Below are 23,378 nucleotides of genomic sequence, written 5' to 3' on the forward strand. Positions count from 1 at the left end.
CTCGAATGCGGGTTACCAGTCGAACGGGGTTTTGTTATCCTACCGATTAGTGCTACTAATGGGCGATGAACCCACGACATATTCCGCCCTTGCCATCTCTACGCGCTTTTGAAGCCTCTGCGCGCCTCGGCAGCTTTACAGCTGCCGCGCAGGAGTTGAACGTCACTCAGTCAGCGGTTAGCCAGGCAGTGCGCCAGCTCGAAGAGCACTTAGGACGTGAACTTTTCAAGCGCCACGCTGCGACAATCCAGTTAACGCCGGAAGCAAGGCAATTTGCCACTAACCTGGGCAGAATACTGGAGGAGCTTCTCGAAGCCACCAACGCCTTATCACTTGAAACGACACCGGTCACAGTCGCTTGCGCCCGCTCAATTCTTCATCATTGGTTCCTGCCTGGTCTGCGTGAATTTCGTATTTTACACCCCACCATCATGCTTCAGATTATAGGTACCGGTCGAGGAGAGGCTGGTTCATCGGTGGATTTCAGTCTTGTGAGCGCATCACCTGCAGCGCCTCCTCCCGACAGTGAACTCCTATGGATTGATCGCCTTGTCCTTGTTGCATCGCCTGAACTGGCCGAGCAGGTTAGAAACAACGGCAATAAATTGGAGGGAATACCAAAGATAGGCACGTTCGGTTCCGACTGGAGCAGATGGCAATCAGATGGGCTCTTTGCTGAAGCTTCAAATTCGGGTCTGATTCTGCGTCTTCGCGAAGCAACAGCTATAATCCATGCTGCGCTCGAAGGATTGGGAGTGGCACTAGTTAGCGAGTTTTTGGCGGCGGAAGAAATCAGGAGCGGCCGGCTTGTTTTACTTAGTGAAAGGCGACTGCCACGTGATCATGCTATTTGGTTACAAAGCCGAATAAAAACCCCCAGCGATAATGCATTCAGGCTGATTGAATGGTTGAAGGCTAGAGTAAACACCTCGCAGCACAATGATGCGTGACAATCCGACTTTACAAGTCGAGCAGGCAGAATTGGCGATTATGATCGTGAAATCATATTGGATATGCATGGTCGGCGTTAGTTTCAGCACGTTCCATTCATGAGCAATGATGGCCAAACACGAAGGAATCGAGCATTCTTATCATCGAGAACGTTAACCTGGAGCCAGCGACGATGAACGACCGAGAAAAAAAGGACTCTTTTGATGGCCCCCAGTTGCAGGGAATGCATTATGAGAGAGCTGACATGACGGGTACGCATTTCGATGGCGTCAACCTTGCGGGTGCTCAATTTCATGCGGTACTCACAAAAGCCAAATTCACCGACACCAATTTGGGCGAAACAATTTTTGACGACATCAACCTTGCCGGCTCACGCTTTAATAACGTGAACTTATCAGCAGCCACGCTCACAAACGCCAATCTATCAGGACTGTCTATAACAGGTGTTACATTGGCAAACTCGAGCATTGAGGATGCTGATTTAACCGGAATGAAGATTAATGGGGTGCTCGTGACGGACCTGTTCTTAGCCTACGAGAAGCTTAAATTCCAAGGTGACCAATAATCCGTACACGGTTACAACGGTGTCAGATTTCGAAGCCTCTTCAAGGGCGAAATCGTGATCGTATCGCGGTCGATCACGCTCAAGTTGCGGCGCAGATGCTTTCTAGCCGAACAGAATAGTCCCGGGTCGACGACCTGATATCGGCGTCTACATCGAAACCAAAGCCCCACCAGCTTTGAATTCGACGCCGACCTCACGAGGTTTGCGATGCGTGAAAGTTTAAAGCCAGGCGACAATACGGCGAGTGCGGACTCCGCAACGTCCACCAAGCAGAGCGAAAAGTTCCCACTTAAATCCAGGTTTACCGACCTCATAATGGGGCCGTCACTTTATCTTCAAGAGAGAAAAGCGGTGCAAGGCAATGTGACGCGATCATTGCTTGTGCGACACGAACAGGGTCTGCACTTGCTTTCCGGCCATGATTGAGGCTTCAGACAGTTGAATTAAGGAGATGAGCATGTATTTCAAATCCATTGTTACCGCCCTTGTTGGCTTGTGCGCATTGTCATCCGCTGCTGACGCTGCCATCGCTCCGAATTACCAAAGAGCAAAAGAGATGACTGCCGTCATCGAAGCGGTTGCCAAACTGGTTCCTGCTCATCCAATCACAAAAGTGATTTATCAGAAGCGCCATCAGTATCGGGTCATTGCCGGACCATGCTCTATTCGGGCCATGATCGTGACTGAGCCTCAGAGGAATCCGACGCTTGGTGCGCAGCAATTTGATGTGACCTTGTTCCCGCAACGCTGCGGGAAGTAGATCAAAAACATAGAGGCGAGTTCTCATATCGTATCGCCGATGGAACCTCGTATTTCCTCAAAGCCATGCGTCCCCCCTGTGAGCGCAGGGAAAACTTCCATCCGAGCTAACAAACTTGCCTGTTGCTTGTCACAATTGTTCCGTTACGCCTTTGATTGGGAATGAGGCACCGGATTGTTCGTTGTGAATTACGACCACGCTCGCTACACGTTCGATGATCTGCGCGATGACACACTGTTGTGCCATTTGATAGTGAACGGCTTGCCCGTTCGATATGGCCCTGAACACAACTTCATGACATTAAGCGCTACCAAAGGGTTGCTTCTGCAGGTTGCAATGCGTCCTTATAAGCCTGTCCGTATGACAGATCTTCGCTCGCTGGATGTCAATCTGTACTCGATTGCGAGATGGGCTCGAACAACTTGCATTTGATCTGAGATCGAGACCATCGTAGACAGCAAAAGATTTCACTGTTCACCGGATTCTACTCGTATTTATGAAGAGAATTGTTCTGAATTTATCCATCGCATTGCTCCCGCTTTTCGGTGCAGCCCTGTTGCTGACCGGGTTTGAAACAAGGCATCGTGAACATCGCACCGATTACAGTTTTTTTATTAAACAGCGGCCATCACCACAAATATTCTTTGAAAACCCGATGGTCTGTGGAGAATGCGACGTTGAAATATACGAGAGTTTATCCCTGTCTCGTATTGAAGAAATTCAGACTTTTTGCCACCAACGCTTTGGCCTCAACAATCTGCGGACCTGTCATGCCATATCCGCTGAGAAACAACGACAGGCACGCTCATATCGGCAGGATCTTGATGCAATCGCTCAGGTCGCTGCGCGCTTTATCAACAACAGCAACATCGAAAACGGTACGAATTTCCTGTTTCCGTCCCTTGATGACAAAACCGTTGTGACGGAATGTACGCTACCACTGAGTGCAAAGTGGCGCGAAGATACGAAGAGGAATAAACGCATCATTGTTAGTTGCGAAGAGACAAATAGGCCTGCACCGGAAAACCGCTGGGACGTCACAATTTCCGTTACTGATTGAACGCTGACCGAAGCAGTACCTTAGACGGGTAACAAAACCCGCAATGGCACAGCGGTGGTTGTCTATCGAGGCTTGCTTTTCACGTTTCATGCTCCCATTTGCTCTGATTTTTATCAGCGTTAGCCCGCCAGCACGTCCGTCCGCTTAGACGTGACACCCTCCATGTCGTTGTGGGGCTGCATCATGTGTTGCTGATCGCAGCCGTTAATCAAAAATTGCGATTATGAAATAGCAGGTCTCCTGCGACAGGAACGCAGGAGGTGATGCTTATTCTCCAAGCCGCCAAATCACTCGAGACGCCCGATCAGCAATGAACGGCATGGAATTTTACTGATTACAGGTGCCTTGCAAAGCACATGCCGGGTTGAACTGGATTGGTAATCGCTTTGAATTGATGGAACTCTTTTACCATAACACCAGAGCCGATTTTAAATGTTGGTCGATATCCCAGCACGGACATTCCGGCAAGGCGAACCTGTTAGGACAAATCTACCGGCCACCTGCTGTAGCGCTGATACAGAACAGATTTTTATCGAGCTTGGATCACGCGAGACAATCAGTCCAAGTCTGCGCAGTCTTGTGAAACTCCTGCTCACGGTTTCAACGGTCATCCCTAAAAAGTCAGCTATATCCTGCCGTGGCATTGGTATGTGAACAATTTGTTGTAGAGGTTTTTGCTGGTAGAGAAGGAGGATAAAGCAAGATAACTTCTCAACTGATGACAACCGTCCCAGAATAACCTGTAAGGAGTTTGATCTTCTTAGTAAATTTCGGGTTTCTTTCTGCAAGGCCAGCCGCGCCCCTTCATTGCAGCTGATAAACTCTTGCAGTTTGGATTGAGATAGAGACGTCAATTTGCTTTGCACAACAGTCTCAACGCTTTTGGAATAGGAATCGTTATCAATCAGCCCGATCAAGTCGTTGGGGAACAAGAAATGCGTTATTTGTCGTCTGCCATCTGACAAGAACCGGAAAGCCCTCAGCATTCCAGAATTGACCATATAAACGCGGCGAATTTCATCACCTTCGCTCACCACACTATAATTCTGGGAGAATGTTCTGACAGCGCCATCGCATTGGGCGAATGCTCTGCCCATGGCAATTTCATGAAACACGGTTCTGTCTCCCCTTTATTCGCTGGGACCAACGCCCTGGTTCTGTGGCAGCGTCCATGAGACAGCTTTGAGAGGTTCACGTTCGAGGGTTCTCCATCTCGGCAACCCGTCGTCATTTAGATGTTACCCTGATTAACGAAGGCCGTCCTTGACCTAAAGCAAACTCTCTGAACCAACAAATCTGGTCACGCCTCCCTTCAAGCTTCAACGGGACAAGATGAGTGCAAGTCCCGCCACAACAAATATAGCCCCAAGCCAAGCTCCTGTATTCGGCTTCTGACCGGTCCTCAGCCATAACATTGGAAGAATAATGACTGGCGTTGTTGCTGAAATCGTCGAAACTATACCCGTCTCTCCACCTGAAAGAGCGAACAGCATCAACGTCATACCCATGGCCAGCGCGAGAATGCCCGACAGCGCAGTCATGAATACCACTTGGATAGATAAACGATTACGTGGCCGCACAGCTGCAAAAGGAAATGCGGAGAGAGCACTAAGGCAGCAAGCCGCCGTGCCAACGCGGAGCAGTGAAGCGAGGAATGGATCAATACCACTTTCCATTACCGGTCGTACAATGATGGATCCAACCGCTTGACCCGTCGCAGCCAGAAGACCCAATGATATTCCCACCATCCAGGAACCATGGACCGTTTCGAGCGCATGAGTGATCACACGGCGACTATTGAAAAATATCGCAAAGCAGACCCCGACAATCGTTAGGGTGATACCAGCAACCAACCCAAGCGTCAGTTGCTCGCCCAGAATTCCCCATCCGAGAAACGCGGCGATCGGGGCATTCATGGCAAATAAAATCCCTGCGCGGCGAGGCCCCAATCTGTTGAGGGTAGCAAAGAGCATGGTATCGCCAAGGAATATGCCGATCACGCCAGAAAGGAAGAGAGGGATTGCAGTGGCAAAGGATAGTTGATGCCAGGTTCCGGTCGCCACCACATAGATTATCAGCACAAAACTAACGAATAGCTGGCGCATCTGATTGAATGTGAACGCACCGAGATGATCGGCAGGTCCAGCGGAAATCAGACCGGTCAGAGCCCAGCATATAGCGGCTCCTAAGGCTGCCAGTTCATAAATAGGCATAGCGCCCCCTAGAAAACCTGAAGCTCTCAATTTTTGACGTGAAGTAACTGAGTTGCAGTTTCACTTATCGGACGCCGGCAGCAATGGCAATTGTTCGGCGAAGTCCGTGGCAAGGGCAAGATGAAATTTTCAGGCCGTCCACTCCCCAGACATCAATACCGAGTATTTACGCCCAGGATAACGCCCGCACGGTGAGAGGGATGATACTGACCACCATGGAAAAGCGGTCGGCGGGTTCGCCGCGCGCACCTTCTTTCGACATAAATGCCTCTTCGACAGATTCCTATGCAGTCTTACGAGAACATCATCGAGCAAACAATGAACCGATTTTCGAAGAAGTCATTCCCCCGCGCCGGGAAGCGATTGTTCGCAATGGGGCGGAAAACTTGTTGAGAAGAAACTCTCCAGAACAGTAGTCTGCGAGACCGGATTGCAAGAGCGTCCCAGCCTAGCACTCGCGAACCCTTCGTGCCACGCCGGAGAATGAAGCCAAGGCAAACCGCGCGGCGAAAGCGGAGTACGGGCCGGGCGCATCAGGCGGGCCAGGATGTGGGAACTTTAAATTGGAGTTTCTCACTCCCTCTGTTCACCATATTCCTGGCTGATGAGCAGTTCGGCAAGTTTCTGCGCTGCGGGCCCAAGTGCCTCGTCCCGGCGGTAGGCGACATAGGCACTCGACGTGACTTCGCCAGTGTGGCCCATGGCGCTGACATTGAGGCGCACAAGCGTTCCTTGCTCCAAGTCCAGCTCAACGAGCCAATGCGGGAGCCGCCCCCAGCCCGCGCCCCCCAGGATCAGATGGTGTTTGGTGTCCTGTGAATTGACTCGGCAGGTCTGTGACGAAAAGACCCCGAAATCTCGGCCCGCCGATATGTCGGATGGATCGGTCAGAACGATCTGGAGATGATCGGCAACATCCATCACCTCCAGTGGATGACCCGCTTGGCGCAACGCCAGCGGATGGGTCGAAGCGACGACCGAGACCTGACGTACAGTTGTCAGCGGCTCAAATTTGATGTGAGGGTCGCGGAACTCTTCACCCACCATTATCGCAAGCACACAGCGGCTCTTTCGAAGCGCATCGAGCGGACCGCCCATCGCTTCCGACCACACCCGAACGGCAACAGCAGGATAATCATGTCGCATCTGTGAGATTGCGTGTGCGACCGCCCGCATCGGGAAGAGTGTGTCGACCGAGATTGCGAGCTGGGTTTCCACACCATGTGCGAAGCCAAACGCTTGGGCGCGCAACACGTCCACGCGCAGAATGATGTCGCGTGCATTACCAAGCAATACATATCCCTCCGGAGTCAGGGCGGGCTTATATCCGGAACGGTCAAACAGTTTTACGCCAAGTGTGTTCTCAAGATTGGCGATGGTGGCGCTCACACCCGACTGGACACGTGAAAGCTTCTGAGCCGCAGAGCGGAAGCTGCCACTATCGGCGATGGTCACGAAAGTCCGAATCTGATCGAGAGTCAGGGCATCCAACATGATCTATCCTTGTGATCATCATTAGCATTTTTATATCACTTATTACGCTCGTCGTTTTGATGCAACCTTATGATCGATTAGATTAACGCGAGGCCGACGAGATGACGAAAGTGCTGGTGCTTTACTATTCCTCCTATGGGCATATCGAAACGATGGCTTCCGCGGTGGCGAGTGGCGCGCGAGAGGTGGGTGCGACAGCTGCGATCAGGCGCGTGCCTGAGCTTGTTCCCGAATCAGTTGCTGCAAGGGCCGGATACAAGATCGATCAATCCGCGCGGGTCGCAACCATAGCAGAGCTTGCGGATTACGATGCCATCATCATCGGGACACCGACGCGTTTCGGCAATATGGCATCGCAGATGAAGAACTTTCTCGACCAGACCGGTGGGCTCTGGTTTGAGGACAAGCTGGTCGGAAAAGTGGGCGGCGTCTTCACCTCAACCGGGAGCCAGCATGGAGGACAGGAGACAACGATCCTGTCCACCCAGACTGTTCTGCTTCACCTCGGCATGATGATCGTCGGCTTGCCCTACAGCTTCAAGGGCCAGATGCGGATGGACGAAATCACGGGCTGCTCGCCATATGGTGCATCGACCCTGGCCGATGATGGACAGGGAGGGCAGCGTGCGGTCAGTGACAACGAGCTTGCGGGCGCACGCTTTCAGGGACGGCATATCGCGGAGATCACTGCCGCCATGGTAGCCGGTCGCGTGGCAAGGGCGTCGTGATGCTGCCGTCAATAAACAAAGCAATGTCCACGCGCTGGGCCGCAGTATTCGTCATCGTTGGCGCCGGGATTGCGGCCGCCTTGCAGGTTGGCAAGGCGGCAATTGCAGCCCCACTTTTGCAGAGTGATTTTGGTATCGCCCTGACGGCGATCGGCTGGCTGGCTGGAATATTTGCGCTCGTTGGTCTTGTGGGCGGCATTCCGACCGGTGCGTTTGTCGCGCGTTTCGGTGCGCGGCGCATTCTCATCATCGGGCTTTTGATTACGACAGCCGGCGCGGCGCTTGGCGCGGCGACACTGGGGCTGCCAATCCTGTTTTCTGGCCGCATTGTCGAAGGGGCGGGATTCCTGCTGGTGACCGTTGCTGCACCCTCATTGCTCGAAGAGGTTACACAACCAGCTGATCGTGATCTGGCCTTCGCCCTCTGGAGTTGTTTTATACCTGTCGGCATGGCGACGGCGATGTTGGTTGGGCCGGTCTTCGAGGACTGGCGGACGATGTGGTGGGCAAGCGGCGCGGTTGCGCTGGCGATGTGCATGGGTGTTGGACTTGTCATTCCTGCCCACGGGCGAAACCAGTTCTTATCCTGGAGCAGCTTGCGCCGCGACAGCATAATTGTGTCGCGCAACTCAGGTGCTGTCGCATTGGCGATCACCTTTGCGCTCTACAGCCTGGTGTTTTTTGCTGTCTTCAGCTTCCTGCCGGTACTGCTAATGGAGCGCCTGAAGGTCACGCACCAGACGGCTGGATTGCTCAGCGCACTTGCCGCAGCCGTGAACGTCATCGGCAATCTGACGGCAGGCCTGCTCCTCTCCAGAGCCTTTAGCCGCCCGGCCCTGCTGATCGTTGCATTCCTCGTGATGGGACTGGCCAGTTTCGGGATATTTCTCCCCTACCTGCCCGACAGTGCTGCCTTCGGCCTGTGCCTGTTGTTCTCGACTGTCGGCGGTGTCATTCCGGCAATCCTGCTGTCCTCCGCGTCAATTGTCGCGCCTTCGGCAGGGTTGGCTCCAATTGTTCTGGGCCTGATTATTCAAGGCAACAATCTGGGGCAGATTCTTGGTCCGACAGCTATTGGCGGTGTACTGGAACGGTTTGGCTGGAATTCAGCGGCCTACATCGTGGCTAGCGCGGCACTCATTGCGATACTCGTGGTGGCCTTGTCTCTCAGGCGCCTGGGTGCAAAGAAGGTCACCCTTGGGATGGGAGAGCGCTGATGAGCATCGACGCTCCGACGCGGTTAATGAATTACAACTTTCAACCTCGTTTCCCACCGGCCTAAGGAAAAGATCAGACCATAACAGCAGACCTTACGCAGCCTGACTGTTCAAGGAAGGTGGAAGGTGCTGCCGCTCCAGCCATTACACTCCCCACAGTTCGTAACGATCATTGGCGTAAAGATCCAGGCCGGCGCCTGCATCAACCAGTAATCCGGCACTCGAGATGAAGAGATAAACACAAAGCCGTGAACGTTCTTGCAACATTCCCGACAGCCTTACCACCTAGAAGTGACGAAGAACAGTAATATTACCCCATAGGCCGCAGCTAGCCCTTCGCGGTGTTTATTCTGGCGCCAACCTCTATTGCGAGCGAGAAAACAAACCGCCGGTCGATGACCTCATAGAATCAATGGTTTGCAACGAATTCAATTCGGTTATTGCATTGCCTTCTAGCCGTATTGTTTATTAGTCATGGAACGAACTCGAAATAAAAAAGTTGCCAAACTTCCTTCGGACAAACACCGTTCTATAGTAGCGAATTTTGTGTTCCTGTCCAATTACCATGACCAGCGCAAACGCTCATAGTCGCAGTTTTTAACGATTCTAATTTACATCACGCGTTTCAAACTGTAACTTTGCATTTCGTTTCAGAGCCACTGGTGTCTAGGACTCAGAAAAAAGCGATGCGTCTAACAAAGCAATCTAATTATGCTGTCCGTCTTCTTATGTATTGCGCGACAAACGAGGGCAATATCTCGCGGGTCTCAGAGATCGCGCGTGTCTATAGCATCTCAGATCTTTTCCTCTTCAAAATCCTTCATCCCCTTGTTCAGGCGGGCATGGTTGAAACTATCAGAGGACGGAGTGGCGGCATCAGACTGGCTAAAGGTTCTGGCGAGATAACTCTTTTTCAAGTGATAAGGATCACGGAAGAAAATTTCGCATTATCGGACCATCTTGAAGGGGATGGCGCCTGTCCTTCCAGCGACAAATATGGGGTATCCACGGTATTTCGCGAAGCGCTGAGTGCATTTTTCCGAGTATTGTCCAATTATACCATAGCTGATCTCGTCGCAGCCCAACCCAATATTATAACCCTGTTGGATCTTGACGCTAAGCCGCGCACCAAACCTTAGAGCAGAAGGGTTTTATTGCCTAACGTGTGGGCCGCACCTTACAAGGTATTTTATCCGGGGGTGATCAATTGCCTGCTGGATCCACTCTCCCGCTAAGCCATCAGCCAATCCAACGAACTTAGATGCTTTCAGCGTGCTTGTTTATCTGGGCTATCGCACTTGGGTCTTCGATCCCACTGTCATAGATGCCGTATATTCGTTTTGCCAGTTTTCTTGCTTCGGATTCGCTCAAAGACGACCTCGAGCAATTTGCAAGTCTCGTCATAGGCTCTCTGCAGTTTACGCAGTTGGTCCGGGTTGTATGTTCCTATGAACGGATCGGAACGAAACGGCATAGCACATTCTCATTTTTAGTGGCATTAGCTTGCTGATTTTGACGCAGCGCTTTGCAATTACATGGGGATCTCGTTCACCGTTTTCAAAAAGGCGAATTAGGACGCGGACGATCGGTCAAGCTCTTCATCTTTGGCGGAAGAATGGCCAAGTAGCTCATTAGCGCCATTATATGCGCTCTGAAGCAATTTAATGTCAGTTGGTGAGAATGCACCACGTCTGCCTGCTGTTCTGAATGGCATAGCGATTACCCTCAGTTCTTAAAGCTATTGAACGCCAACACCGAGGAACTTGCAATTTTATTGGCGTTCTTTGGTTAACGACTCGCATCAAGAATATGCGAGATAGTGCAGTATTATAGATTAATATCAGCGTTCGCGAGTTCTGCCCTATTCAAGCATCCTTGCAATATCAGCCACCCTTCTGGCTGCTAGCTCATGATCTCCATCACCGTCTTAAAATGCAAGCAAAATGTAGTGCGCCAGAATATCCTTGTTAGAAAGCGTATTGGGATCACGCTTAATGACTCGCAGCAACTGTCAGATGCTTTAGAAGCAAAAAAGTTCTTTCGGTTTGAACACACCATTATAAGCATCGTCTCCGAATGGATTTCGCCTTACCCTTTGTTCCGGAACGGGGAAACACGAAGCAACTGAAAGCAAAAATTGACTGTATCTTCGACTAGGTAAAAGCGGATTGACCTGAGCCCCTAGGTTTCTTTCAAAATTTGGTAGAGTCCGTCACGACAAGGAGGGCAGTTCAGAGACGGAAGGATGAAGTGTTCACGGTTCCACAAAAGAACAGATTATCAGGATCTAGAAGGAGCATGAGACTGGCCTGTCCACTTCGCCGATTCCATCAAGCTGCTTGAGAATCCTGATCTTCGAACCGCAGTTGATAGCTCCTTCGATCTCGCAAACCTGAATGCGCTCCTTCTCCAGACTTTTAAGCTGCGAGTGCACGAGATCCAGCCGTTCACACTGGCGGCAAAGCTCACGGAAGATGAAGCGCCCGAACTCCCTGCCGTCGCCAGTTCGGATACTCGAAAGCGCCTCTTTCCAGCGTACTCCCCAAAGGCCAGAAACAGAGAGAATGCCGTGGAGAACAAGCAATGAGCGGATACGATGGACGTGTCGCCTGCGCTCCTTCTTCAATTGTGTACGTAGAGAAAGACGCTTGGCGTCGTCTTCCTCAATTGTAGGGAGCCGTACAGGTCGACAAACTGACTTGTCTCAAAGCACATACGCCTTCGCTTCAACATCGACGCGGTCTGTCACCACAGGTTGGCCTCGTCGTGAAACCAGAAAGCTGGATGGGTCGAGGATTGTAGTCTGAAAGCCGCAATCCATGAGAAGACGGGCCAGCCAGAAGCCGTCATAGCCTGCCTCAAAGCAGACCCGCATCGATCCGGGGGGCGCATTCCGCCTGCGACCAAACTCCCGTCAGGGTTTCGATTTTTGCAAGCGCCGACAGAAGAGCTCCGGCAAACCGCCGGCAACTGCCGTAGTCTGCACCATATCTGAGCAGAGCAGAAGATAACCGATCAGCCATGTGCGTTGGCTGGTTTCAAGGGCGACGTAGCAGACGTTTACACTTTCAGCGCGCATGATAATCCACCATGGAAAGCGGAGGCAAATTATCAAGCTCCGCGGCGAGCTTTCATAAGATCTATAACGAGCTCCGACCACACGGTGCCATTGGCAATAAGATGCCGATTTCGCTTATCAATGGCTCAACGGCATCCCCGCCGCTTTGAGCCTTGAACCCGGAAAATTCCAGTTCTCCATGGTACAAATTCGGAGAGCACCTCTGAAGTAACTTCGACTTTGATCGCAAACTAAGGCTAGTTCCTTAGTAATATTGTCTTATTCTACAACCAGCCCGCTAATTCACGACGCACGACGTTTTCAAGAACCCTTATCCCCAAATCAGAATCGTTAAGACATGGAATATGAGAAAACTTTTCACCACCATTTTGCACAAATATTTCTGCAGCCTCTTCTGCAATTTCCTCAAGGGTTTCCAAGCAGTCGGAGACGAAGCCAGGGTTTACAACAGCTATTCGTTTGACCCCTTCTTTCGCTAAATTCTCGATAGTTTTGTCAGTATATGGCTGGAGCCATTCTTCTGGTCCAAAGCGAGACTGAAACGTAATCATCAATTTGTCCAGCGACCACCCAAGGCGTTCTCTTAGAAGTCGTGCAGTCTTTTGACACTGACAATAATATGGGTCCCCTTTGGCAAAATAACTTTTAGGAATACCGTGAAACGACGCTATCACCCGCTCTGGCTCCCATTCTAAAGCGGATAGATGACGTTCAATGGAGACGGCGAGCGCGTCAATATAGGACGGATCGTCGTGATATGGCGGAACACTTCGTAGTGCTGGCTGCCAGCGCATTTTAAGTAGAGTTTTATAGGCCTCATCATTAACAGTCGCCGTGGTCGCAGCTGCGTATTGAGGGTATAGCGGAAAGAGGAGTATACGGTCACAGCCCTGGTCGTGTAGACGGTGAAGACGCGAACTAACAGAAGGCTGCCCGTAGCGCATTGCCCAGTCTACAATAATATTTGGGTTCTCTGCCAGTCTGCCCCCAATGAGATTGGCTTGTTTTCTTGTATAAGTCCGAAGAAAGCTCTCGTTGAGCTCATCATTCCAAATCGATGCGTAGGCTTTGCCAACCTTTCCTGGACGCGTGTTGAGCACAATTCCAAACAATATTGGGTACCAAAAAAGTCTTGACCATTCAATGACGCGTTTATCCGTTAGAAATTCTTTGAGATATCGGCGCATTGATTTGTAGTCAGTCCCATCCGGCGTGCCCAGGTTCACAAGTAAAACACCAATTCTTCCGTTTTTAACCGGTGGGTGGCTCGTAGATTTTGTATTTTCCATAAACATTTGTTTTTAAATTCCCATCCCCAGGCTGCTTGATATCTGATTTTTTCTCATTCTTATATCGGCCGTTTCAAAGATACAGATACTGTCTGTCAACATCGATTAAACCGAAAAAAAAAAACGCTATTTTATGAATTAGTTGTACATGATTAACATCCGGCCCCGCGGTAAAGTAATTGCGTGCAACTGACGAATGACTGGTTAGACGCCTGCCAATTCAATTTTATACGCATTCGCTAGCCAATACGTACGGCAGCTAAATTTGGATCACCAAAACAACGATTCTGTTCGAAAAGTGAGTTCTTCATGTTAATCGGAACGGAATATCGGGTCTGACTCAGATTTGATGATTTCGTGGTGGAAACTGACGCGGTTATCAGAAAGGGATCAGCTCATGGCGACCAAGTTTCGTCTGTAGTCCCTGATCCCGTCGGGATTGATTGTTGAGAGTCCCGACGAGGACAACGGGGTTATCATTGTTTGAGCGCGAGCTAACGCCGATCGACGGTCCTGCCCTTTATGCAACCGAAAGTCAGATCTTGTTCATAGCCGCTACGTTCGGATAGTTGCTGATTTTCCTTGTGGCGGGACCAAGGTCCAACTACAATTATCAACAAGGCGCTTCATCTGTGAGATGACAGTTTGTCGTCGCCGGATATTCGTCGAAAGGTTTGGAGAGATTATCGTTGCGGAGCGCAGCCGTCGAACCGCCCCACTTGATACCGTGGTGCATCATCCCGGGTTGGCTCTGGGAGGGCGGTACGCAGCAGCTTTTGCCAAACGCTTGATGATCCCAGTTAGCAATGACACACTCATGCGTGCGGTGAGAAGAAAATCCATGGTGCCGGATGATGCTCTAAACGCCGTTTGAATTGACGATTGCGCTTTCTGCCGCAATCACCGTTATGGCACCGTCGTATGTGGTCTTGAGAAGCGAAGGATTGTCAAACTTCTGCCTGATCGGGAGATCGCGACAGTTTGGTAGTTCCTTGCTCAGCCCCCCGAAAAACCGATTGTTTCAAGTGATAGAGGCGGAGGATATCGTGAGGCCGCTGCCAATGCTTTGCCCCATGCTGTGCAGGTCGCAGATCGTTGGCATTTGATGGAGAACGCCAGCGCAGCGTTCCTTGATGTCGTGCGCAAATCCATGCTGGCGATCCCTACCGTAATTGGTGCTAAGACAAATAAATCCTGGACTACTCACTTGCGCTGAACGACTGCAATATGAGAGCTATCTACGGCATGAGGACGTGAATTCGACAATAACCAAGCTTGGTTCCAGCGAAAAGTTTGCAACAAAGCCGGAAAAGCCCCCTTCTTCCATGCTCTCGGTGCTCTCGGTGCCGCGTCATGGACTTATGGCGGAACGATATTCTTCGTTAATTCCCACCTCGCCTGGCGATGACAGAGACGTGTTCCCGTGCGTGCTAATTAACAACATCGACTTAAAATTTTTGACAGAGATAGATAATTATTCAATATGATAAACTGTGCGGAGTTTAAGGCCTCAACAATTGAAATATACAGGAATATAATGAAGACTCTAGTATCGGCTCTCGTATTATTCGCTTCATTGACATCAACAAGTCTTGCGGATAGGAGACTCACAATTCTTGATCTTGCCGAGCAGGGATACGAGATCAAGACAGCAACAGGAAATTACGTTTTCCTCCAAAATGAAGAAAGGATCTATATGTGTTCATTTCTTCAGGTGAGTGAATACAACGTTGCTTCAGGAGAGATTGATGCCATCAAGTTTGATTGTTCTGCGATCAAATGAAAAAGAGAATTCCTGCAAGCTGGGAAGCCTCAGATTTTTTCGCTGACGTTCGACCTTGAGGTCTTATCTGAATGAAGATTGTGATATTAGTACTCGGGCTTATTCAGGTGATGATCGGCTTGATTTTCATCGTTGAAGCGAATTCGATTCAAAGGTTGATGCTGGGCACACTCTCCTTCGGGTTTGGCTCAATTTGTTGTGGTATAGCAGTTGTTATAGGCCGCCTCGATGCGCTTCGCACAAGTTTTAAGCCCCCCCCGGATAGCCCAGAATAAGCAACATTTCCGTCCCCAGAGGCGTTTTGAGCGAGTCTTTGTGAAGGGTTCGATTGATAATATCTGCTAAAGCTACTGCAGGTTAGATATCGAGAGCAACAGAGCGCATTCCAAAAATCGTGAAAATTTTTTCTAACGGAAAAGGCAATTCGATGGGCGACGATGAGTCTATTTAAGCCTCAGTCTATACGCGATGGCACCAGCTTGCCGCTCCTTTTTCAATCATAACAAGCGCCGGATGCTTCCTTTTCGTTATTTTAAGCCGTGGGCCAATTATCCTCGCGGGTGTGCTTGCACTGGTTGCATTAGTGGTTCCACCGCTCATTGCGTTCAAGGCTTTTCCGACGCACAACCGGATCAAGGTAATGTCGGATGGTTTGCAATTTTCGCGTCGAGCACCCATCGCTTTTGCTGAAATCGCCGGCTGGGGCACGGATGATTTCCTGAAACTGACGCGTCCAGGCTATCCCACATTGCTTGTAAGCCCCCTTGACCTGCCTGGCCGTGACCGCCTGTTGCGCGAATTCAAGACGGCATTCGACGACTGGCAGCACAGATATCCCGGGCAACGTGCGCCCATCAAAACGCATTTTTATGGCACTGTCAGGGCTCGCATAATTGGCGTGCTGATTTGCATATTGGGCGCTGGGACTTCCATCATGGCATTGAATATGCATTCCACTTCCATAGAGCTTGCTTTGGTGGGTGGTTTTGGCGCTTTGTTCGGACTATGGATGGTATCACGCCGAAAGAGGCAAGTTACAACGAACTAGCACTGTTGTACTTCGGGTCGAAGTCTTTTTTTAAGGTTGGACGCGGTTCTCTATACAGCGACTTTGGGCGGTGCATTGCGGCTTTTGCCGACAGACTCATATTGAGCGCGGGACCGCCTTTGCAGTCGCTCAGGGTCGCACCTTTCCGCTCCTTCCCTTGGCTTGAGGCAAAGGGCGTTACCGGAAGTCTGATCGGTCTGAATGCCGCCGCTTACGCGGCCAGCGCGATGGTGTCTGTTATGACAATAGATCAACTCACCGCAAGGGTCGGGGAAAACCGCGTGATCGCCGCGGCCTTGTTAGGCTGCTCTATAGGCCTTGCCGCGCTCGCCATGACCGACAGTTTGCCGGTCTGGTTCATTGCCCGTTTCGCTATCGGCTTTTGTGCGAGCCTGTTCCCGATGCTGGACGGAGCATGGCTGAACACGGCGTCCCTCCAACGCATACGCGGACGTATTTCCGGCTTCTTCGGAGCTGGCATGTTTGCGGGATTTGCAGCCGGTCCGCTGAAAACTCCTTTTCTGGCACTACTGATGGTTCTGCCTTTGCGGTGGTGTCTGCTGCATTGCATTGATTGGCATTGCCTGCACAATTTTTAACGGCAGCACTCGAACCGTGCCAGAACGCGCGCAGGCAGGCGCATTGCTGCACTTTTCCGCGTCGCGCGCATTCTGGTGCTCATGGAACTGGCCTTCGGCTTTGCCAATATTGCTGCGATATCCGGTATGGCCGTCTGCTTCGTTCCCGTGGGCCACTCGGAGGCGTTCGCGGCCTACGCGATCACTGTGCCGCCGCTTCCCACAGCTTTTGCCCTGCCGATCGTGGCATGGTTGCTGGACAAGACTTCGCGCGCCGCGGGGCGACCGGCCGCGGCCTTCTGGGGGCGGTCGCGTTCATGATCATTACATGCCTTCGTTCCTAACACAGTCATTGCGGTGGTCTTCCCTTTCATCGGCATCGCAACATTTGCCCTGAGTACATGCGCCATTACAATTCATCGCGAGAGCTTCATGTATAGGCGGTCCCGCGGGCGCAAGAGGCTTACTGCAATTTTAAGTCATCAGGAGGGTGGCAGGCGAATAGACGACGCCGTAGGATTATCCTCTAATCAAATTTTCTGGAGCCGCGTTTTCGGGGGCAGCAGGACTTTTGCGAATGCTGAAAGACGGCTGTCAGGAGCGGACTATTATCATATCCGTCAGAATAAAGAGAAGATCATCATGCCGGCGAACGCTATAAGCAGCACGATGTAAAACGGACGAAATAGATAGAAACGCTGCCAATTCGTGAGGCCGAGAGCATTGATGTAAACGCGCTCATCAAGCTTCAGATTGTCCGCGGCGCTATCGACGGAAAAATCACCGCCGTTACTCTTATAAAATCGGTACTCCTTGATCTGCGAGACAATTTGGTGAACAGCCAGAAGAACGACCGCCACAAACGCGGCTGAAAAAATCAGGAATTCCAATAATAGCATAACTCGAAAACGCCTCTTTAATTCGCAGGGCAGGGATAAATAGCAGCCAGCGTCTCAATCACCAATGTCGATGCTTTCCTTGTAAGACGCTCCGGCGTGACGCTTCGAAGATGCGTGTATACGCGATCTGTAAGCTCATGGGGGAGAACCGATCCGGCCCCACACCAACCCGTCCCGCTGGTAGCATCAGCCACCCCAGCTATATAAGCACTACCGCGAGCGCCCGACGAGATACGGCCAGCCTCACTCTGCAGAGCGGCATCATCGGACTTTCCTTCGAGCGCCTTGATCAGCTCAGTCCCGCTGACGATCCAGTCCCGGCCCTGATCGTTTCCAGATTCGGCTGATGCAACATTAATAGCCAAACCTATCGACAGCATGGCCGCTGGAAAAACTCCCCGCAATTGGTACGCTGCTGTCATCTTTCACTCCGTTGATCTGGCTGCACCGAGGATACCCGAACGCAGGCGGTTATCGACGTGAATGACCCAATGCACGCTGGAACCGGCAACATCAGATCGTGTATCGCTCATAGGCTTGGAGCAGAAACTGCTTGCCTTTCTCGGTCAAGCGCGACGCGTCAACGAATGCGGAAAACGAGTCGGCCTGATCCCGCATATTGTCGAAATGGGCGATCATCTCCTTGCTCCCGAACACAACGTGGAAACGCTCGCCAGCGGGCAGCCAAACAAAAAGTGGACTTGTTGAGAACTCCAGAATGACGTCCTCATGAAAAACTTGAAAAAGACTGTCCCATGCGCAAACCGGATCGATGCTGATGGTTTTCTCCGGCTGCTTGCCGAACTCGGCATGATGCAACAAGACGGACCCTCCGGGGATTCCAGCAGTCTTTGCTAAGGCAAGAAACGCAGCCCTGTCGAGAACATCAGGGATCACCCGAGATTCGAGCCTGCGTGCCAGGAGGAATGCAGAGCGCAGAAGGCGCTTCTCATCGAGCGCTTCATCAAACAGCGTATCCACTAAATTGCACCATACATATTTGACAGCTTTTATCGCAAAACTCCCCAAGACCGTCTCATAACTCCGAGGGCCTGACAATCCAGTTTCGATCTTCACATGATCTATGGATCTGCTCAATCATTCTCGCAGCCTTCGACGCGATTGGTGCGGCTATTACTTCACCGTACCATTAAGGTAGAGGTCTTCACCTCGCTGCAGCGACGTGAAAATGAAGTCGTCTTTTCTGAGAAAATTGTTGAACCAGGCTAAAAGATCATCTTTGGTCGACGAGTTGCGATATCCGATCAGCTTGACGGTCAGGGGAGCACTAAAGGCTATGTCAAAGGTAGTCGCGAACTGGGTTGTGCCGGAAAGCTGAATCGAAAACATGCCACCACCATCGTGGCTGATGGAAATTTCCGCACGAGCGAAAAACTCATCGCTGTAGGTGGTGATAAGACCTGGGGCTTCCCACCAATCCTCACTTGTCAAAGCGTTTCGAGTTCCTTCTCCCTGGAAGTCGGCCCGGATTTCCTGGAGGCTGCGATAGTCACGATTCTCGAAACGCTTCAAAGGTATTTTGAGCCACTGTGTATCCAGGCCCGGGTTCAACCACTGGGAGACGTCATCCTCGGGGTCATTGTTGGGATCGAAGAAGAATTTCGGAGATTTCACTTCCAAATCTAGCACGACGTAGTCCTCCAGCTCCTGACCAGGCCAAGATCCACTTGAGGCTCGCAAGGTGATGCGTGGCTCTTCGACTGGAAGGTCGAGTGGATAACTCTGATAAACAAGCTTAAAATGTCCCATGCGATTCCCCGGTCTGCAAACTCATTGTGGATTCCTGAAGATAGCGTTTGATGGCATACTTGCCGAGGTCAGATCTTTCTGCAACAGAACGCTAGCAATTTCAACTTCCGCGGGAAGAAGTCGATGTCCGCTTCATCGAGACCTTCGTTGACGGCCTCTATCTCCCCGCTTCGTGCGGGTTGTGAACCTGAAGTGGTTAGGCTCTCTCCACCCATTGCGAGACGCACTGACAATGCCGCCTCTGGCGGGCATTGTGAAAGAATGAAGCTTCGCGAGTGCGTTGCCGGCGATTGGTCGTGGTTGCAGGAATGGTTCAAGAACAAGCTCCGAGATCGTAAGCTTGCACCTGTGTCCGCCGAGTGGCTAGAAGCTCTCCTTGCCGAAAGGACCGGTGTACGCTGATCGCGAATATCGAATATACGCCGACCATTCTCACCGGTTGTGTTTGGGGTACCTATCAGCATCCGTCCCGTTACATTACTAATATAGCTGTGGCTCCTGATCTGCGAGGCCATGGACTGCCTTCCAACGCCCGCAACTTGCGATGCACCTCAGCCGCGATATTATTTTTGGCAAGAGATGTGACGTCTTCAATTTAGACTTCGAGGCCTTCCCAACAATATCCCGGGTTATGCAATGCGTCGCTAAATAGTAAACAGGGCAAATTTTGTGGCCATGACCCTGTTTCTGATACCAAGTCAAGAACCAGATCGCTCCATTCCCAGCAAACGCGCTCGGCTCTCTTTCAAAATAACCGACCGAGAACGATGATCACGACTTCAATGTTCAGATAGGGCTTCCTGCCAATTTTGGCCGCTATAAAAGAAGCCCAACACAACAACTTCTTGCTCAGTGACATTGAAGGCGATCGTGACTCTACGTTCAAAGCCAACGGTTCGCAGTCCTTCGCGTATATCGCTACGCAAGGTGCCTCGCTCAGAAGCGTATTCGAAGCCGCGGATATAATTTTCAAGCCTATCTATGTATCCGAGCGCTGTCTGAGGCGAAGCTCTTTCGGCTATCCAGTCATAAAGAGCCAGAAGATCTGCCTCCGCTTCCGGTGATAAGATAACCCTCCTGCCGATCACTTTCGCACTTTCATGCGTTCAGCATGTCGATTGCGAACTGACGCAAAAGCAGAATCGACACTTACCGCCCGTGAAGGGTCGGATTTCATTCCGTCATACGATGCAGCAATTTCATTATGTAGCCAGCGCTCAATCACTTGATCCCGCTCTCTTAAAGCACGGATGCCAGCACGAACAACCTCACTAACTGAGGCGTAATCCCCATTCCTGACTTTGGATTCGATAAAGGCTGCTTGCTCACTAGGCAGGCTAATCGTACGTTTTTCGATATTGGCCATTCTACTTTTCTTTTCGATGATATCAAGCATGGTATGAATAATTCATACCATTAATTGAGCTTCATGAAAAGGGTATATCTATTAGATGCAGAAAGCCAAAAATGGCAATTTCGAACATATGTTACCACAAAAAGCTATTCGAGAGGTCGGAGCATCCAGACGCCGCACAATTCCAGAGTGCCAGTCAAGAACGCATCAAGCGCACAACCGCGAACATCGCCGTTGTGCGCTTTCGCCATTAGTCATCGAGCGTGCTGGCAAAAAGCGAAAGCGGCGGGTGTACTTCAGGATCCGTGATTACTTCAATCAATGTAGAACGAGAGCCGGACTCGGCATTTCGTAGTGCTAGAGGAAGATCCGCCTGATCATCCACCCTTAAACCTTCACATCCACACGCACGGGCAATAGCGGCGTGATCGACTACTGAAAAATGGCAAGTGTGGTGTATCGGTTGAACTTGACCGTCTCAGCGTCTTTCTGGAACCTAGGATGCCGTCGTTTAAGACTATAACAGTCACGGGGATTTCCACTCGGACCATGGTTTCAAGCTACGCCCAGGAAAGAGCGAAGCCTCGGTCACCTTTATGGTCTTCAACTTTAACGGTGGAACTGCCCATCAACGTGGCTGAAATCATGGCTTGAGAGCGCGGAACAGCTCCAGCAACCCAGCTTTCAATCCAGCGACATCATCGTCTTCCGCGCGCAATGCTATCTCGTTCATTGCCCCGTTGAGCAGCACAGCCAATGCTGTGGGGCCAGACGAGAAGCGGATGGCACCTTCGCTGATGGCCTCCTCCACGCCGATCCTTAGAAGATCAAAAGAAAGCTCGCGATCGAGCGCTTCCCACTGCTCTCGTCCGAGTACACCTGGTGCATCGACAACGAGTATACGGCGGTTTTCGGGTTTAACCATAAAATCGATCCAAGCCGTCGAGCCCTTTTCCAACGCCTCAATAGAAGTGACCACATCCCTCGTTGCGATTTGGATCGCCTCTGCCGCCCCCGCGGCAAGGTCTCGGCATACAGCTTCAAACAAGTCTGCTTTATCGCGATAATGATGATAGAGTGCGCCGCGTGTTACTCCCGCCTCGTCTATGATCGCATCCGTGCTGGTCATGGCATAGCCATTGCGGGCAAATAATGTCCGCGCAGCTGCAACCAATCGCCCTCTTGTTTGGATGGTACGCTGTTCGTTTTTGCTCATAATCGCCCTTCTATAAGATATTGACAGACAGTCTGTATGTTTATATGATAATAAACATACAGATAATCTGTTTGTTTAAATCTGGCAAGGAGTCCTATCATGCGATTTTTCGATCGCTACCCGATAATCGTCACCGATAAAAAAGACGAAGCGCGCGACTTCTGGCTTAAGTATTTGCAGTTCGATGTGACTTTCGATAGTCAATGGTTCTGCCTGCTGACTGCAGAAAACAGTACTGCTTCGATTGCTTTCATGACGCCAGATCATCCGTCGTCACCGCCCGGCCCCGAAACCTTCGCCGGAATTGGCCTGTGCTTCGAGATGGAGGTTGGCGATGCTAAGGCCGCTCACGACGAACTGATAGAAAGGGGATTACCCGTTACTTACCCGCTGACTGATGAGCCGTTCGGCCAACGCCGTTTTGGATTTAAAGACCCTTCGGGCCTATGGATTGATATTGTCGAGCAAATCGAACCGCGAGACGACTTCTGGGGCAAATACATGATGTGATCGATGTCCCACCACATTACTTCTATATTGTTCTGCCCTCCTTGCTTGTTGACTTTCCACCCCTTCGAGCACAGCAACACAGCTTGAAAGGATATAAACGACTACCTCTCAGGGCCTATCAGAGTCTACCTGCCGGATAAATCACACCGGACATTCAAGCTCTGTGAGGACACCCTTTGAGTGACAACTCATGCCTATTTTAAATTTTCTTGGGCAGAACAAAGATTAGAAGGGATCGCTGATCCAATCTTCAAATGCATGACGTGTTCGAATGATAAAAACCGCCTCGTCATTTTCGATCTGATAAATAATAAGATGAGCTTTAAACAGGTGAATCCGAATAGGTGGAGAGATTTCGTCGCGTTCTCGCGCGATTCGTGGAGTGCTCGCAATTAAATCCAGAGTTTTAAACAGCTCCACATGATATCGTCTTGCCTGTGTTGGCCCAAGCTCTGCTCGGCGATTGCAATGATATCATCTTCCGCTTGAACAGAGAGTTTAAGTTCCATTATTTGCGACTAGAAAATTTTTCAGCGCTCGCTAATGCTGTAGCAAAGAGTTCATCCCGCGATCGGGTACCCACGCCGCTTTGCAAGCCCTCATCAACGAAACGCTGCATAGCGGCAATTTTATCGCCGCGCATCTGATCTTTACGGATTAAATCACGCACATAGTCGCTCGCGTTTGAATAGCGTCCTGTCTTAGCCTGTGCTTCAACCCATTCTTTCATTGGATGCGGGAGTGATACGTTCATCGTGGCCATTTGGATCTCCCTTCTTTGGTCTGTATATGTGCAGATTGGCAAAGTTTGTCAAATCAATTTCGGGGGCGACGGCTTCGTTTACCGGCTTACGCGAACCAGTT

25 protein-coding genes and 3 pseudogenes are annotated in these 23,378 nt (G+C 50.9%); 13 read left to right on the forward strand and 15 right to left on the reverse strand.

All coding sequences use genetic code 11. The features are described from left to right. Nucleotides 1-89 precede the first annotated feature (89 nt). From CEV34_RS20685 to CEV34_RS20700, 5 genes are all read left to right on the forward strand, one after another. Complete coding sequence (locus CEV34_RS20685) at nucleotides 90-950, forward strand: LysR family transcriptional regulator (RefSeq protein ID WP_064322859.1); 861 nt, start codon at nucleotides 90-92, stop codon at nucleotides 948-950. Nucleotides 951-1,123: 173 nt separating this feature from the next. Further along, nucleotides 1,124-1,516, forward strand: coding sequence for a pentapeptide repeat-containing protein (locus tag CEV34_RS20690; protein ID WP_094544418.1), 393 nt, complete (start codon nucleotides 1,124-1,126; stop codon nucleotides 1,514-1,516). A gap of 207 nt (nucleotides 1,517-1,723) precedes the next feature. Further along, entirely contained in the window at nucleotides 1,724-1,942 is a 219-nt protein-coding gene (locus CEV34_RS26825) for a hypothetical protein (RefSeq protein ID WP_143853458.1), read from the forward strand. A 31-nt stretch (nucleotides 1,943-1,973) separates the two neighbouring features. Beyond that, nucleotides 1,974-2,276 carry a hypothetical protein gene (locus CEV34_RS20695; protein ID WP_007880897.1) on the forward strand — a complete coding sequence of 101 codons (303 nt, stop codon included), beginning with the start codon at nucleotides 1,974-1,976 and terminating at the stop codon, nucleotides 2,274-2,276. 496 nt (nucleotides 2,277-2,772) lie between these two features. Beyond that, complete coding sequence (locus CEV34_RS20700; RefSeq protein ID WP_007880898.1) at nucleotides 2,773-3,336, forward strand: hypothetical protein; 564 nt, start codon at nucleotides 2,773-2,775, stop codon at nucleotides 3,334-3,336. Between the two features lie 428 nt (nucleotides 3,337-3,764). On the opposite strand, the gene CEV34_RS20705 is transcribed toward CEV34_RS20700, so the two are convergent. The 3 genes from CEV34_RS20705 to CEV34_RS20720 form a co-directional block, all read right to left on the reverse strand. Next, nucleotides 3,765-4,451 carry a Crp/Fnr family transcriptional regulator gene (locus CEV34_RS20705; RefSeq protein WP_007880899.1) on the reverse strand — a complete coding sequence of 229 codons (687 nt, stop codon included), beginning with the start codon at nucleotides 4,449-4,451 and terminating at the stop codon, nucleotides 3,765-3,767. 204 nt (nucleotides 4,452-4,655) lie between these two features. Beyond that, nucleotides 4,656-5,549, reverse strand: a complete 894-nt coding sequence (locus CEV34_RS20710) for a DMT family transporter (protein ID WP_094544419.1) — start codon at nucleotides 5,547-5,549, stop codon at nucleotides 4,656-4,658. 573 nt (nucleotides 5,550-6,122) lie between these two features. Then, on the reverse strand, nucleotides 6,123-7,043 hold the full coding sequence (locus CEV34_RS20720; protein ID WP_007880903.1) for a LysR family transcriptional regulator: 921 nt from the start codon (nucleotides 7,041-7,043) through the stop codon (nucleotides 6,123-6,125). A 101-nt stretch (nucleotides 7,044-7,144) separates the two neighbouring features. Here CEV34_RS20720 and wrbA point away from each other — a divergent pair, with 101 nt between their 5' ends. From wrbA to rirA, 3 genes are all read left to right on the forward strand, one after another. Further along, nucleotides 7,145-7,771, forward strand: coding sequence for an NAD(P)H:quinone oxidoreductase (gene wrbA / locus CEV34_RS20725; protein WP_007880910.1), 627 nt, complete (start codon nucleotides 7,145-7,147; stop codon nucleotides 7,769-7,771). A 23-nt stretch (nucleotides 7,772-7,794) separates the two neighbouring features. After that, nucleotides 7,795-8,988, forward strand: coding sequence for an MFS transporter (locus CEV34_RS20730; RefSeq protein WP_235819135.1), 1,194 nt, complete (start codon nucleotides 7,795-7,797; stop codon nucleotides 8,986-8,988). A 686-nt stretch (nucleotides 8,989-9,674) separates the two neighbouring features. Beyond that, the gene (rirA, locus tag CEV34_RS20735; RefSeq protein ID WP_007880914.1) at nucleotides 9,675-10,127 is read left to right on the forward strand and encodes an iron-responsive transcriptional regulator RirA; all 453 of its coding nucleotides are present in this window, start codon (nucleotides 9,675-9,677) and stop codon (nucleotides 10,125-10,127) included. A 1,565-nt stretch (nucleotides 10,128-11,692) separates the two neighbouring features. On the opposite strand, the gene CEV34_RS27450 is transcribed toward rirA, so the two are convergent. After that, nucleotides 11,693-11,863: a hypothetical protein gene (locus tag CEV34_RS27450; RefSeq protein WP_235819136.1), complete on the reverse strand. Its 171-nt coding sequence runs from the start codon at nucleotides 11,861-11,863 to the stop codon at nucleotides 11,693-11,695. A gap of 467 nt (nucleotides 11,864-12,330) precedes the next feature. Then, complete coding sequence (gene hemH, locus CEV34_RS20745; protein ID WP_007880918.1) at nucleotides 12,331-13,362, reverse strand: ferrochelatase; 1,032 nt, start codon at nucleotides 13,360-13,362, stop codon at nucleotides 12,331-12,333. Nucleotides 13,363-13,780: 418 nt separating this feature from the next. Between hemH and CEV34_RS27790 the strand changes: the two are divergent. The 4 genes and pseudogenes from CEV34_RS27790 to CEV34_RS20775 all read left to right on the forward strand — a co-directional run. Continuing rightward, nucleotides 13,781-14,639, forward strand: a pseudogene (locus CEV34_RS27790) (ISL3 family transposase); the annotation flags it as partial. A gap of 1,140 nt (nucleotides 14,640-15,779) precedes the next feature. Next, on the forward strand, nucleotides 15,780-16,187 hold the full coding sequence (locus CEV34_RS20765) for a hypothetical protein (RefSeq protein ID WP_210199587.1): 408 nt from the start codon (nucleotides 15,780-15,782) through the stop codon (nucleotides 16,185-16,187). A 119-nt stretch (nucleotides 16,188-16,306) separates the two neighbouring features. Beyond that, nucleotides 16,307-16,786, forward strand: a complete 480-nt coding sequence (locus tag CEV34_RS20770) for an MFS transporter (RefSeq protein ID WP_007880927.1) — start codon at nucleotides 16,307-16,309, stop codon at nucleotides 16,784-16,786. Nucleotides 16,787-16,867: 81 nt separating this feature from the next. Beyond that, nucleotides 16,868-17,086, forward strand: a complete 219-nt coding sequence (locus tag CEV34_RS20775) for a hypothetical protein (RefSeq protein ID WP_007880929.1) — start codon at nucleotides 16,868-16,870, stop codon at nucleotides 17,084-17,086. Between the two features lie 299 nt (nucleotides 17,087-17,385). Here CEV34_RS20775 and CEV34_RS20780 read toward each other — a convergent pair whose 3' ends face one another. From CEV34_RS20780 to CEV34_RS20810, 8 genes and pseudogenes are all read right to left on the reverse strand, one after another. Next, nucleotides 17,386-17,664, reverse strand: coding sequence for a hypothetical protein (locus CEV34_RS20780; RefSeq protein WP_007880931.1), 279 nt, complete (start codon nucleotides 17,662-17,664; stop codon nucleotides 17,386-17,388). 17 nt (nucleotides 17,665-17,681) lie between these two features. Further along, on the reverse strand, nucleotides 17,682-18,086 hold the full coding sequence (locus tag CEV34_RS20785; RefSeq protein WP_210199588.1) for a Rap1a/Tai family immunity protein: 405 nt from the start codon (nucleotides 18,084-18,086) through the stop codon (nucleotides 17,682-17,684). A 91-nt stretch (nucleotides 18,087-18,177) separates the two neighbouring features. Then, nucleotides 18,178-18,741, reverse strand: coding sequence for a hypothetical protein (locus tag CEV34_RS20790; RefSeq protein ID WP_235819137.1), 564 nt, complete (start codon nucleotides 18,739-18,741; stop codon nucleotides 18,178-18,180). A gap of 57 nt (nucleotides 18,742-18,798) precedes the next feature. After that, entirely contained in the window at nucleotides 18,799-19,434 is a 636-nt protein-coding gene (locus CEV34_RS20795; RefSeq protein ID WP_064322871.1) for a hypothetical protein, read from the reverse strand. 779 nt (nucleotides 19,435-20,213) lie between these two features. Then, nucleotides 20,214-20,522, reverse strand: coding sequence for a type II toxin-antitoxin system RelE/ParE family toxin (locus tag CEV34_RS20800; protein WP_094544424.1), 309 nt, complete (start codon nucleotides 20,520-20,522; stop codon nucleotides 20,214-20,216). After that, entirely contained in the window at nucleotides 20,519-20,830 is a 312-nt protein-coding gene (locus CEV34_RS20805) for a type II toxin-antitoxin system ParD family antitoxin (protein ID WP_007880955.1), read from the reverse strand. The genes CEV34_RS20800 and CEV34_RS20805 overlap by 4 nt, the downstream gene beginning before the upstream one ends. A 208-nt stretch (nucleotides 20,831-21,038) precedes the next feature. Continuing rightward, a pseudogene (locus tag CEV34_RS26830) lies at nucleotides 21,039-21,381 on the reverse strand (thiamine pyrophosphate-dependent enzyme); the annotation flags it as partial. A 50-nt stretch (nucleotides 21,382-21,431) separates the two neighbouring features. Further along, nucleotides 21,432-22,004, reverse strand: a complete 573-nt coding sequence (locus CEV34_RS20810) for a TetR/AcrR family transcriptional regulator (protein WP_094544425.1) — start codon at nucleotides 22,002-22,004, stop codon at nucleotides 21,432-21,434. Between the two features lie 99 nt (nucleotides 22,005-22,103). On the opposite strand from CEV34_RS20810, the gene CEV34_RS20815 reads away from it, so the two are divergent. Then, nucleotides 22,104-22,514 carry a VOC family protein gene (locus tag CEV34_RS20815; protein WP_007881530.1) on the forward strand — a complete coding sequence of 137 codons (411 nt, stop codon included), beginning with the start codon at nucleotides 22,104-22,106 and terminating at the stop codon, nucleotides 22,512-22,514. A gap of 225 nt (nucleotides 22,515-22,739) precedes the next feature. Here CEV34_RS20815 and CEV34_RS20820 read toward each other — a convergent pair. Together CEV34_RS20820 and CEV34_RS20825 are read right to left on the reverse strand one after the other, a co-directional pair. Next, a pseudogene (locus CEV34_RS20820) lies at nucleotides 22,740-23,023 on the reverse strand (type II toxin-antitoxin system RelE/ParE family toxin). After that, a complete protein-coding gene (locus CEV34_RS20825; protein ID WP_007881531.1) occupies nucleotides 23,023-23,277 on the reverse strand; it encodes a type II toxin-antitoxin system ParD family antitoxin in 255 nt (84 codons plus the stop codon). Before CEV34_RS20825 ends, CEV34_RS20820 begins: the two are co-directional and overlap by 1 nt. Between the last annotated feature and the right edge of the window lie 101 nt (nucleotides 23,278-23,378).

Source organism: Brucella pseudogrignonensis, assembly GCF_002252525.1.
GTDB lineage: Bacteria > Pseudomonadota > Alphaproteobacteria > Rhizobiales > Rhizobiaceae > Brucella > Brucella pseudogrignonensis.